Source organism: Streptomyces sp. NBC_00885 (assembly GCF_045207475.1).
In the GTDB taxonomy this organism is placed as follows: Bacteria; Actinomycetota; Actinomycetes; order Streptomycetales; family Streptomycetaceae; genus Streptomyces.
In genome coordinates this window covers 7,534,479-7,546,724 of record NZ_CP108796.1, presented here as the reverse complement: position 1 = coordinate 7,546,724, position 12,246 = coordinate 7,534,479, and the positions used below count along the sequence as shown (strand labels likewise).

Below are 12,246 nucleotides of genomic sequence, written 5' to 3'. Positions count from 1 at the left end.
GTGTAGGCTTGCTCTATGGCGGGGATGGGGCGGCCGAAGGCCGAGTTGATGCTGTCGGATGAGGAACGGGCCGCGCTGGAGGGGTGGGTGCGGCGTCGTTCCACGCCGCAGGCGTGGGCACTGCGGTGTCGGATCATTCTGGCCTGCGCCGCGGGTGCCTCGAACAAGGACGTGGCGGCCCAACTCGGTTCCACGCCTCATGCGGTGGGGCGGTGGCGTGCCCGGTTCGTGCAGTACCGGATCGCCGGTCTGGGTGACATGCCACGTCCGGGTGGTCCCAGGACGGTGACCGACGAGCAGGTGGCCGCGGTGGTCACCAAGACGCTGGAATCCACTCCGAAGAACGCGACGCACTGGTCGACACGGGCCATGGCGAAAGAGATGGGCCTTTCGCAGTCGTCGGTGTCCCGGATCTGGCGGGCCTTCGGCCTGCAGCCGCACCGGTCGGAGACCTTCAAGCTGTCGACCGATCCGTACTTCGTCGACAAGGTCCACGATGTCGTCGGTCTCTACCTGGACCCGCCCGAACGGGCTCTGGTGTTCTGCGTGGACGAGAAGTCGCAGATCCAGGCCCTGGACCGGTCCCAGCCCGTGCTGCCGATGATGCCCGGGGTTCCCGAGCGGGCCACCCACGACTACGTCCGCGCCGGTACCACCACACTCTTTGCCGCTCTCGAGGTCGCCACCGGCAAGGTAATCGGCTCCCTGCACCGCCGGCACCGGGCCGAGGAGTTCAGGAAGTTCCTGACCAAGCTCGACAAAGAGGTGCCAGCCGGCCTGGACGTCCACCTCGTCTGCGACAACTACGCCACCCACAAGACGCCCGCCATCAAGAAATGGCTGCTGGCCCACCCCCGCTTCCACCTGCACTTCACACCCACAGGATCGTCCTGGCTGAACCTCGTCGAGCGGTGGTTCGCCGAACTCACCAACAAGCAGATACGGCGAGGCGTCCACAAGTCCGTCCCGGCCCTGGAGAAGGACATCCGCAACTGGATCGCCGCCTGGAACACCGACCCGAAGCCCTACGTCTGGACGAAGACCGCAGACGAGATCCTCGAACGCCTCGCCTCATATCTGAACAGAATTCCCGACTCAGAAGACTAGGCCGTGTTTTAGAACTAGCGCCGTCCGCCCGTAGGGCGGGGCTCGCGGCGTCTGGTGCGTGCAATCGCAAGGCGGAGGATCATCCTCGTACTGGACGTACTTGGATGACTCCGACAACGCAGCGAGTGTGCGTGCCAGGCGTCGCGGGCCAGGCGGGAGTTCTAAAACACGGCCTAGATGTACCCCAGCGCCGCCGCTCCGCCCACTCCGCCGAGCAGCATGAACACCGGCATCAGCACCTTCAGCTCGACCCAGCTCCCGGCCCGGAACCGCATCGCCTTCGGCGGGCCCAGCGGGTACCAGCGCTTGCGGCCGACCGGGATGGGCCACAGGATCGGGCACCCCGAGACCGTCAGCGCGTCGCCGATGTCGTGCACGAGCGCGCCCAGCACGATCGGCAGGCCCAGCCACAGGTATTCCTGGCCGGGGGCCGTGAACAGCCAGTCCGCGCCATTGCCCGGCTTGTCGAGCACTCCCGCCAGGATCCATGCGCTCGTGGCGCCGAGCAGCCAGACCAGTATGTCGCTGGAGACCCGCGCCGCCCGCCACAGCAGGCCCTCCACCGCGAGCACCAGATGGATGAACAGGATCGCGAGGACCGCCCACCGGCCTCCGAAGATGGCCAGCGCCGAGGTGCCCGCGCCGATCATGACGGCCCACAGCCAGGTGTGGGTGAGCGTGCGATGGCCGCCGGTCCTGCGCTTGTCGCCCTGCTTCTTTGTCGCTTTGTAGACCGCGTACGACAGCTTGTCGACGACCTCGCACAGTCCGCGCGATATGGGCCCGAAGGCGCGCGAGATCGTCGCCGCCTGGTGGTCGAGGTCCGGCGCCAGCGCCGCGCCGGCGCAGATCAGCGCTCCGACGACGAGGACCGGCCACGGCATCGGATGGCCGGCGGCGGCTGTCGCCGCACCCACCCCCAGCCAGGCAGCCGCCCCGGACAGTGAGTGCGCCGGTCCCATCATGTGCGTTCCCGCCCCATTGTTCTTGTGGTGAAGCCCAGTTGACAGGGCAGAGTATCGCCCGCGATCTTGCCGCCGACGTCCGGTTCCCTGATCCGGGGTGAAGGCAGGCAAGATGGGGGCGTGACCCTTATCGATCAGCTGCCGCCGGATACCGATCCCGATGTCCTCTTCGAAGCCTTCTCCTCATGGGCCGAAGGCCAGGGCATCACGCTCTATCCGGCTCAGGAGGAGGCGCTGATCGAGGTGGTTTCCGGGGCGAATGTGATCCTTTCGACCCCCACCGGCTCCGGAAAGAGCCTTGTTGCGGCGGGCGCGCACTTCGCCGCTCTCGCCCATGACCAGGTGACCTTCTACACCGCGCCGATCAAGGCGCTGGTCTCCGAGAAGTTCTTCGACCTGTGCAAGCTCTTCGGCACGGAGAACGTCGGAATGCTGACGGGAGACGCGTCCGTCAACGCGGACGCCCCGGTCATCTGCTGCACCGCAGAGGTGCTGGCCTCCATCGCCCTGCGCGACGGCAAACACGCCGATATCGGCCAGGTCGTGATGGACGAGTTCCATTTCTACGCCGAGCCCGACCGCGGCTGGGCCTGGCAGATCCCGCTTCTGGAGCTGCCGCAGGCGCAGTTCATCCTGATGTCGGCGACCCTCGGCGACGTCTCCATGTTCGAGAAGGATCTGACGCGCCGCACCGGACGCGAGACCGCCGTGGTGCGGTCCGCGACCCGGCCCGTGCCGCTCTCGTACGAGTACGTCACGACGCCCATCACCGAGACGCTGACCGAGCTCCTCGAAACCCGGCAGTCGCCGGTCTACATCGTGCACTTCACGCAGGCCCAGGCGGTCGAGCGGGCGCAGTCGCTGATGAGCATCAACATGTGCACGCGCGAGGAGAAGGACAAGATCGCCGATCTGATCGGCAGTTTCCGCTTCACCACCAAGTTCGGGCAGAACCTGTCCCGTTACGTACGCCATGGCATCGGTGTGCACCACGCGGGCATGCTGCCCAAGTACCGGCGTCTGGTCGAAAAGCTCGCGCAGGCGGGCTTGTTGAAGGTCATCTGCGGTACCGACACTCTCGGGGTGGGTGTCAACGTCCCCATCCGCACGGTGCTGTTCACCGCGCTCACCAAGTACGACGGCAATCGGGTACGGACCCTTCGCGCCCGCGAGTTCCATCAGATCGCCGGCCGCGCCGGGCGGGCGGGCTTCGACACCGCCGGTTTCGTGGTCGCCCAGGCTCCCGAGCACGTCATCGAGAACGAGAAGGCGCTCGCGAAGGCCGGCGACGATCCCAAGAAGCGCCGCAAGGTGGTCAGGAAGAAGGCCCCGGAGGGTTTCGTCGCCTGGTCGGACACCACGTTCGAGAAGCTGATCGCCTCCGAGCCGGAGCCGCTGACCTCCCGCTTCCGGGTCACCAACATCATGCTGCTCTCGGTGATCGCCCGGCCAGGGAACGCCTTCAAGGCGATGCGCCACCTGCTCGAGGACAATCACGAGCCGCGCAAGGCGCAGCTGCGTCACATCCGCAGGGCCATCGCCATCTACCGCTCGCTGCTCGACGGCGGAGTGGTGGAGCAGTTGGACAAGCCCGACGCCGAGGGCCGCACCATCCGGCTCACCGTCGACCTCCAGCAGGACTTCGCACTGAACCAGCCGCTGTCGACCTTCGCGCTGGCCGCCTTCGACCTGCTCGACCCGGAGTCCCCCTCCTACGCCCTGGACATGGTCTCCGTCGTCGAGTCGACGCTCGACGACCCTCGCCAGATCCTCGCCGCCATGCAGAACAAGGCGCGCGGCGAGGCGGTCGGCCAGATGAAGGCGGACGGCATCGAGTACGAGGAGCGCATGGAGCGGCTCCAGGACATCTCGTACCCCAAGCCGCTGGAAGAGCTGCTCTGGCACGCGTACAACGTCTACAAGAAGTCGCACCCGTGGGTCGGTGACCACCCGGTCTCGCCGAAGTCCGTCATCCGTGACATGTACGAACGGGCCCTGACCTTCACGGAGTTCACGTCCTGGTACGAGCTGGCGCGCACCGAGGGCATCGTGCTGCGCTATCTCGCGAGCGCGTACAAGGCGCTCGACCACACCATCCCCGACGACCTCAAGACCGAGGACCTCGAAGACCTGATCGCCTGGCTCGGCGAGATGGTGCGGCAGGTCGACTCCAGCCTGCTCGACGAGTGGGAGCAGCTCGCCAACCCGGAGATCGAGACCGCCGAGCAGGCCCAGGAGAAGGCCGATCAGGTCAAGCCGGTCACCGCGAACGCACGCGCCTTCCGGGTGCTGGTGCGCAACGCGATGTTCCGCCGGGTGGAGCTCGCCGCGCTCGACCGGGTCGACGACCTCGGAGAGCTGGACGCCGAGTCCGGCTGGGACGAGGACGCCTGGGGCGAGGCGATGGACGCGTACTGGGACGAGTACGAGGAGCTGGGCACCGGGCCCGACGCCCGCGGGCCCAAGCTGCTGCTGATCGAGGAGGACGCCGAGCACGGGCTGTGGCGCGTCCGGCAGATCTTCGCCGACCCGAACGGCGACCATGACTGGGGTATCAGCGCGGAGGTCGATCTGGCGGCCTCCGACGAGGAAGGCCGGGCGGTCGTGCGCGTCACGTCCGTCGGCCAGCTCTGACACCTGCCCCGCCCCCTGGGAACACAGGAGAAACCCGATGACGAACCCGGCCGAGCGCCTGGTCGATCTGCTCGACCTGGAGCAGATCGAGGTCAACATCTTCCGCGGACTCAGCCCGAACGAATCCCTGCAACGGGTCTTCGGCGGCCAGGTGGCGGGCCAGGCGCTGGTCGCGGCCGGCCGCACCACCGACGGCGAGCGGCCGGTCCACTCGCTGCACGCGTACTTCCTGCGGCCGGGCATCCCCGGTGTGCCGATCGTCTATCAGGTCGAACGGGTCAGGGACGGCCGCTCCTTCACCACCCGCCGGGTCACCGCGATCCAGCAGGGCAGGACGATCTTCAATCTGACCGCCTCCTTCCACCGGCCGGAGACGGGCAGCATCGAGCACCAGCTGCCGCCGCGGCTGGAGTTCCCGGACCCCGAGACGCTCCCGACGGTCGCCACGGAGATCCGTGAGCACCTGGGTGCGCTGCCCGAGGCGCTGGAGCGGATGGAGCGGCGCCAGCCCTTCGACATCCGCTATGTCGACCGGCTGCGCTGGACGCCGGAGGAGCTCAAGGAGGCGGACCCGCGCAGTGCGGTGTGGATGCGCGCGGTCGGCCCTCTGGGCGACGACCCGCTGGTGCACACCTGCGCGCTCACCTACGCGAGCGACATGACGCTGCTCGACGCGGTCCGTATCCCGGTGGAGCCGCTGTGGGGCAGGCGCGGCTTCGACATGGCCTCGCTCGACCACGCGATGTGGTTCCACCGGCCCTTCCGCGCGGACGAGTGGTTCCTCTACGACCAGGAGTCCCCGATCGCCACGGGCGGCCGCGGGCTGGCCCGCGGCCGTATCTACGACCTGGCCGGCAATCTGCTGGTTTCGGTCGTGCAGGAAGGTCTCTTCCGTCCGTGGGGTTCACAATGAACGTCGATTGCTGCCCATGAGGAGATTTCCATGACCCTGTACGACATCCCGCTGCGCACGCTCAACGGCGAGCCTACGTCCCTGGCCGACTACGAGGGCAAGGCCGTCCTGCTGGTGAACGTGGCCTCCAAGTGCGGTCTGACCCCGCAGTACGCCGGTCTGGAGCGGCTGCAGAAGCAGTACGGCGAGCAGGGCTTCAGCGTCGTCGGCGTGCCGTGCAACCAGTTCGCGGGCCAGGAGCCGGGCAGCGCGGAGGAGATCGAGTCCTTCTGCTCGGCGACGTACGGCGTGACCTTCCCCATGCTGGAGAAGACGGATGTGAACGGGGACGGCCGGCACCCGCTCTACGCGGAGCTGACGAAGGTCGCGGACGCGGAGGGCGAGGCCGGGGACGTCCAGTGGAACTTCGAGAAGTTCCTGATCGGCAAGGACGGCCAGGTCGTCTCCCGTATCCGCCCGCGCACGGAGCCGGAGGACCCGGCGGTCATGGCCGCGATCGAGGCGCTGCTCTCCGCATAACGCAGTCAAGCGCCGGACGGGCTCGGTCGAGCCCGTCCGGCGCTTGTCGACGGACCTAACGGATCGGCATGCCCGACAGCGTGCGGGCGATCACCAGGCGCTGGATCTCGCTGGTGCCCTCGAAGATCGTGTAGATCGCGGCGTCGCGGTGCATGCGCTCCACGGGGTATTCCCGGGTGAAGCCGTTACCGCCCAGGATCTGGATGGCCTGGGCCGTGACCTTCTTCGCGGTCTCGGAGGCGAACAGCTTCGACATCGAGCCCTCGGCCGACTCGAAGGGCTTGCCCGCCGCCGCCATCCACGAGGCGCGCCACACCAGCAGCCGTGCGGCGTCGATCTGGGTGCGCATGTCGGCCAGTTGGAAGGCGATGCCCTGGTTGTCGATGATCGGGCGGCCGAACTGGCTGCGGGTCATGGCGTAGTCGAGCGCGACCTCGTACGCGGCACGCGCGGTGCCGACCGCCATCGCGCCGACCGCCGGGCGGGACGCCTCGAAGGTGGCCATCGCCGCGTTCTTCACGCGCTCGCCACCCTTCTTCACGCTCTCGCGTGCCCGGGCCAGACGCTCGTCCAGCTTCTCCTTGCCGCCGAGCAGGCAGTGGCCGGGGACGCGGACGTCCTCCAGGACCACCTCCGCGGTGTGGGAGGCGCGGATGCCGTGCTTCTTGAACTTCTGGCCCTGCGAGAGGCCGGGTGTGCGCGGCGGGACGATGAAGGAGGCGTGGCCCTTGGAGCCGATCTCGGGGTCGACGACGGCGACGACGACATGGACGTTGGCGATGCCGCCGTTGGTGGCCCACGTCTTGGTGCCGTTGAGCACCCATTCGTCCGTGGCCTCGTCGTAGACGGCGCGGGTACGCATGGACCCGACATCGGAGCCGGCGTCGGGCTCGGAGGAGCAGAAGGCCGCGAGCTTCAGATCGTCGACGTCGCCGTACATCTGCGGGATCCAGGTGCCGATCTGCTCCTGGGTGCCATTGGCGAGGACACCGACGGCCGCGAGTCCCGTGCCGACGATGGACAGACCGATGCCCGCGTCACCCCAGAAGAGCTCCTCCATCGCCACGGGGACGCCGAGGCCGGTGGGGTCGAAGAACTGCTGGGCGTAGAAGTCGAGGGAGTAGATTCCGACCTTGGCCGCCTCCTGGATCACCGGCCAGGGGGTCTCCTCACGCTCGTCCCACTCTGCGGCGGCCGGGCGCATCACGTCCTTGGCGAACCCGTTCAGCCAGTCGCGGACCTGCTTCTGGTCGTCGTTGAGCTCGAACGTGAACTCGGCCATGTTCCCCTCCAGTACTGCGGTGACGCTTTGCTTGTTACTTGCGGTAACAAGAGTCTGTTACCGGCAAGTAGCCCCTGTCAACCGGCGACGGGCCGATCCACTGGACGGTCAGGCATGGTGTTACGTTGCGCAGGCGCCGCGCAATCCCAGGCGTCGCGCAATCGCTCGGGCGGGGAGAAACACCTATGGAGACCACACAGCAGGCGGCGGGCCAGCAGCGGACTGCCGACCAGCGGCGCCGGGAGCTGCTGGAGGCGGCCGACCGGGTGGTGCTCCGGGACGGGCCGCATGCGTCGATGAACGCCATCGCCGCAGAAGCGGGCATCACCAAGCCCATTCTGTACCGGCACTTCGGCGACAAGGGCGGTCTGTACCGGGCCCTCGCCAAGCGTCACACGGATGCGCTGCTCGACGCGCTGCGGGCCGCCGTCGACGCCCCGGCCGACCGGCGCGAGCGGGTCGAGGCCACGCTCGACACATATCTCGCGGCGATCGAGGCACGGCCGCAGGTCTACCGCTTCCTGATGCATCCGTCCGAGGACCACCAGCCCGCGGACGCGAGTTCGGACGGTGCCTTCGACGTCGGCCGCCACTCGGCACCGCTGCTGCGCCGGCTCGGCGAGGAGCTGGCGAAGGTCATCCACGACCGGGTCGACCTCGGTCCGGGCAGCGAACAGCTGGCCCGGGTGTGGGGCCACGGCATCGTCGGCATGATGCACGCGGCCGGGGACTGGTGGCTGGGTGAACGCCCCTGTTCCCGCGCGGAGTTGGTGCGCTGCCTGGCGGACCTGCTCTGGGGCCGGCTGGCCGCGGCGGCGGACCGCGCGGGGAGTCCGGGGTTCTGACGGGGCGCCTGCGGCGGGGTGCTGTATGTCCGGCCCCGCCGCACATTTCAGCCCCGCCGGCGATTGAGGCGCGGGGTCCGGGGCGGAGCCCCAGTTAAGGCGCAGCCGCCGCGCCTACCCCCACTGCGCCCGCCGCGCCGCCCGCAGCACCCTCGCCCGGCGCCACCCCGCCAACCGGTCCGTGTAGACCAGCCCCTCCAAGTGGTCGCACTCGTGCTGCAGGCACCGCGCGAAGAACCCGGTGCCCGCCACCCGCACCGGCTCCCCGTCCACCGTCACGCCCTCCACCACCGCGTGGTCGAAGCGCTCCGTCCCGGCTTCGAGGCCGGGCAGCGAGAGACAGCCCTCCGGTCCGCGCACGGTCACCCCGTCCGCCTCGACCAGACGCGGGTTGACGATGTGTCCGAGATGGCGGACGTCCTCGTCGTCGGGGCAGTCGTAGACGAACACCCGCAGCGGGACGCCCACCTGGTTCGCGGCGAGGCCCACGCCCTGCGCCGCGTACATCGTCGCGAACATGTCCTCGACCAGCTGCTTCAGCGCGGGCGAGAAGTCGGTGACGGGCTCACAGGGGGCGTGCAGCAGCGGATCCCCGAGCAGGCTCATGGCCTTCACGAGTCCAGAACTGCCGGGGATGGGCCGGTTTCGCATGGCCGTAAGGGTACGGTCCTCGATGACCTCCGCATTCTCCGGCGGTGCCGCCGTACGGGCGCCTGGCCGGACCTCGATAGGCTGGGCCGGACCGATGCAAGGAGGATCAAGGACGATGTCAGGCAACTCGGAGCCCCTGACGCCGCGCGCCAAGCTGGCCGTGACGGCAGGCAAGGCCGCTGCGGCGGTGTCGCGCGCCGCCGGACGCGGCAGCGGATCGGTGATCGGCGGCCGGGTCGCGCTCAAGCTCGACCCCGATCTGCTGGGGCGGCTGGCGCAGCACCTGGACGTCGTCCTCGTGTCGGCGACCAACGGCAAGACCACGACGACCCGGTTGATCGCCGAGGCACTGCGGGCCAGCGGACCGGTCGTCTCCAACGCGCTCGGCGCCAATATGCCCGCGGGCATCACCTCGGCGCTGGCCGGTGGCTCCGACGCCAAGTTCGGCGTGATCGAGGTCGACGAGAAGTACCTCGCGGGCGTGGCCCGTGATGTGACGCCCAAGGCGATCGCGCTGCTCAATCTGTCGCGCGACCAACTGGACCGCGCTGCCGAGACCCGGATGCTGGCCGAGAAGTGGCGTGAGGGTCTGGCCGGTACGAAGGCCATGGTCATCGCCAACGCCGACGACCCGCTGATCGTGTGGGCCGCCTCCTCCTCGCCCAACGTCGTGTGGGTGGCCGCCGGCCAGGAGTGGAAGGACGACGCCTGGTCGTGCCCGTCCTGCGGCGGTGTGATGCAGCGCCCCGGCGACGACTGGTTCTGCGGCGAGTGCGGCTTCCGCCGTCCCGCCCCCAGCTGGGTGCTCAGCGGCGACCATGTCCTCGACCCGCACGGCTCGGCCTGGCCGATCCACCTCCAGTTGCCCGGCCGCGCGAACAAGGCGAACGCCGCTACCTCGGCCGCGGTCGCCGCCTGCTTCGGCGTGCCGCCGCAGGTCGCCCTGGAGCGGATGTACTCCGTGCAGGCCGTCGCGGGACGCTATGACGTCGTCTCCTTCCTCGGCCGCGATCTGCGTCTGCTGCTGGCGAAGAACCCGGCAGGCTGGCTCGAAACGTTTTCCCTGATCGACCCGCCGCCGACCCCGGTCATCCTCTCGGTCAACGCCCGCGGCGCCGACGGCACGGACACCTCCTGGCTCTGGGACGTCGACTACACCCGCCTCGCGGGTCACCCGATCTTCGTGATCGGCGACCGCCGGCTGGACCTGGCCGTACGGCTCGAAGTCGCGGGCCTGGACTTCCGGGTGTGCGAGAGCGTCGACGAGGCGGTGCAGCTCTCCCCGCCCGGCCGGATCGAGCTGATCGCCAACTACACCGCCTTCCAGGACGTGCGCCGCCGCGTCGGCAACTGACCCGCGGACCCCGGAAAAGGACTTATGAGCATGAGCGACAACAGCCTGCGTCTGGTCTGGGTCTACCCGGACCTGCTCAGCACCTACGGCGACCAGGGCAACGCGCTGGTCGTCGAGCGCCGGGCCCGGCAGCGTGGCCTGGATGTGATGCGCATCGACGTACGCAGCGACCAGCCGGTCCCCACCTCCGGCGACATCTATCTCATCGGCGGCGGCGAGGACCGGCCGCAGCGGCTCGCGGCCGAGCGGTTGCGCCGCGACGGCGGGCTGAGCCGGGCCGCGTCCAACGGCGCGATCATCTTCTCGGTCTGCGCGGGCTACCAGATCCTGGGCCACGAGTTCATCAACGACCTCGGCGAGCGCGAGGCGGGCCTGGGCCTGATCGATGTGATCTCCACGCGCGGCGAGGGCGAACGGTGCGTCGGTGACGTACTGGCCGACATCGACCCGCAGTTGGGCCTCCCGCAGCTGACCGGCTTCGAGAACCACCAGGGCATCACGCACCTCGGCCCCTCCGCCCGCCCGTTCGCCCGCACCATCCTGGGCCGCGGCAACGGCACCGGCGACGGCACCGAGGGCGCGTACAACGAGACCGTCTTCGGCACGTACATGCACGGCCCCGTGATGGCGCGCAATCCGCAGATCGCGGATCTGCTGCTCAAGCTGGCCCTCGATGTGAACGCGCTGCCGCCGACGGACGACCGGTGGTACGAGGCGCTGCGCGCCGAGCGCTTCGCCTCCGCGACCCAGCCCGCCTGACAAGCGGCTGCCCGACTGACAGCCCGGCTGACGGAAAGCTGACGTCCATCAGTCGGACATCCGGTTCGGTCCCGTCACCCGGCGCCGGTAGGGTGGCGGGGATCCGACCGGACGACGTGGTCCGGGACACTGCCCACGTTGTAAAGGTATTTCGGGCTATGCGCATTGGTGTGCTCACCTCCGGCGGCGACTGCCCCGGTCTGAACGCCGTCATCCGCTCCGTCGTACACCGCGCCGTCGTCGACCACGGCGACGAGGTCATCGGCTTCCACGACGGCTGGAAAGGCCTTCTGGAATGCGACTACCGAAAGCTCGACCTTGACGCGGTCGGCGGCATTCTCGCCCGCGGCGGCACGATTCTCGGCTCCTCCCGCGTCCAGCCCGCGCATCTGCGCGACGGTGTGGAGCGGGCCAAGGGCCATGTCGCCGAGCTCGGTCTCGACGCGATCATCCCGATCGGCGGCGAAGGCACCCTCAAGGCCGCCAACCTCCTCTCCGAGGGCGGGCTGCCGATCGTGGGCGTCCCGAAGACGATCGACAACGACATCGCGTCGACCGATGTCACGTTCGGCTTCGACACCGCCGTCGGTGTCGCCACCGAGGCCCTCGACCGGCTGAAGACCACCGCCGAGTCGCACCAGCGGGTGCTGATCGTCGAGGTCATGGGCCGCCACACCGGCTGGATCGCACTCCACTCCGGCATGGCCGCGGGCGCGCACGCCATCGTGGTGCCCGAGCGCCCCTTCGACATCGAAGAGCTGACCAAGCGGGTCGGCGAGCGCTTCTCGGCAGGCAAGAAGTTCGCCATCGTCGTGGTGGCGGAGGGCGCCAAGCCGCGTGAGGGCTCGATGAAGTTCAACGAGGGCGGCAAGGACGTCTACGGACACGAGCGCTTCGCGGGCGTGGCCCAGCAGCTCGCTGTCGAGCTGGAGCAGCGGCTCGGCAAGGAGGCCCGTGCCGTGATCCTCGGCCATGTCCAGCGCGGCGGAACCCCGACCGCGTACGACCGCGTGCTCGCCACCCGCTTCGGCTGGCATGCCGTGGAGGCCGCGCACCGCGGTGAGTTCGGCATGATGACGGCGCTGCGCGGCACGGACATCACGATGGTGCCGCTGGCCCAGGCCGTGGAGACGCTGAAGACCGTCCCGGCCGAGCGGTATGCCGAGGCCGAGTGCGTGCTCTGACGCAGGAGCGTACGACTGGAACCGCCCCCGGCC

At 69.1% G+C, this 12,246-nt stretch carries 11 protein-coding genes; 8 read left to right on the top strand and 3 right to left on the bottom strand.

Annotated elements, in window-relative coordinates:
* Window positions 1-24: 24 nt before the first annotated feature.
* A complete protein-coding gene (locus tag OHA61_RS34450) occupies window positions 25-1,107 on the top strand; it encodes an IS630 family transposase (protein ID WP_406307235.1) in 1,083 nt (360 codons plus the stop codon).
* A 173-nt stretch (window positions 1,108-1,280) separates the two neighbouring features.
* Here the strand turns inward: OHA61_RS34450 and OHA61_RS34445 are convergent, their stop codons facing one another.
* On the bottom strand, window positions 1,281-2,072 hold the full coding sequence (locus tag OHA61_RS34445) for a metal-dependent hydrolase (protein WP_324988725.1): 792 nt from the start codon (window positions 2,070-2,072) through the stop codon (window positions 1,281-1,283).
* A gap of 120 nt (window positions 2,073-2,192) precedes the next feature.
* Between OHA61_RS34445 and OHA61_RS34440 the strand changes: the two genes are divergently transcribed.
* Genes OHA61_RS34440 through OHA61_RS34430 form a run of 3 tightly spaced genes read left to right on the top strand, consistent with a single transcriptional unit; the run spans window position 2,193 to window position 6,138 of the window.
* Complete coding sequence (locus OHA61_RS34440) at window positions 2,193-4,706, top strand: DUF3516 domain-containing protein (RefSeq protein WP_361906314.1); 2,514 nt, start codon at window positions 2,193-2,195, stop codon at window positions 4,704-4,706.
* Window positions 4,707-4,743: 37 nt separating this feature from the next.
* Window positions 4,744-5,619, top strand: coding sequence for an acyl-CoA thioesterase (locus tag OHA61_RS34435; RefSeq protein WP_406306307.1), 876 nt, complete (start codon window positions 4,744-4,746; stop codon window positions 5,617-5,619).
* A 30-nt stretch (window positions 5,620-5,649) separates the two neighbouring features.
* Window positions 5,650-6,138, top strand: coding sequence for a glutathione peroxidase (locus OHA61_RS34430; RefSeq protein WP_406306306.1), 489 nt, complete (start codon window positions 5,650-5,652; stop codon window positions 6,136-6,138).
* A gap of 55 nt (window positions 6,139-6,193) precedes the next feature.
* Here OHA61_RS34430 and OHA61_RS34425 read toward each other — a convergent pair whose 3' ends face one another.
* Entirely contained in the window at window positions 6,194-7,420 is a 1,227-nt protein-coding gene (locus OHA61_RS34425) for an acyl-CoA dehydrogenase family protein (RefSeq protein WP_406306305.1), read from the bottom strand.
* A gap of 185 nt (window positions 7,421-7,605) precedes the next feature.
* On the opposite strand from OHA61_RS34425, the gene OHA61_RS34420 reads away from it, so the two are divergent.
* On the top strand, window positions 7,606-8,265 hold the full coding sequence (locus tag OHA61_RS34420) for a TetR family transcriptional regulator (protein WP_324988715.1): 660 nt from the start codon (window positions 7,606-7,608) through the stop codon (window positions 8,263-8,265).
* Between the two features lie 114 nt (window positions 8,266-8,379).
* Here the strand turns inward: OHA61_RS34420 and def are convergent, their stop codons facing one another.
* Window positions 8,380-8,916 carry a peptide deformylase gene (gene def, locus OHA61_RS34415; RefSeq protein ID WP_406306304.1) on the bottom strand — a complete coding sequence of 179 codons (537 nt, stop codon included), beginning with the start codon at window positions 8,914-8,916 and terminating at the stop codon, window positions 8,380-8,382.
* Between the two features lie 115 nt (window positions 8,917-9,031).
* Here def and OHA61_RS34410 point away from each other — a divergent pair, with 115 nt between their 5' ends.
* From OHA61_RS34410 to OHA61_RS34400, 3 genes are all read left to right on the top strand, one after another.
* Window positions 9,032-10,270, top strand: coding sequence for a MurT ligase domain-containing protein (locus tag OHA61_RS34410; RefSeq protein ID WP_266488203.1), 1,239 nt, complete (start codon window positions 9,032-9,034; stop codon window positions 10,268-10,270).
* 30 nt (window positions 10,271-10,300) lie between these two features.
* Entirely contained in the window at window positions 10,301-11,029 is a 729-nt protein-coding gene (locus OHA61_RS34405) for a type 1 glutamine amidotransferase (RefSeq protein ID WP_406306303.1), read from the top strand.
* Window positions 11,030-11,187: 158 nt separating this feature from the next.
* The gene (locus OHA61_RS34400) at window positions 11,188-12,213 is read left to right on the top strand and encodes a 6-phosphofructokinase (RefSeq protein WP_324988707.1); all 1,026 of its coding nucleotides are present in this window, start codon (window positions 11,188-11,190) and stop codon (window positions 12,211-12,213) included.
* Window positions 12,214-12,246 lie beyond the last annotated feature (33 nt).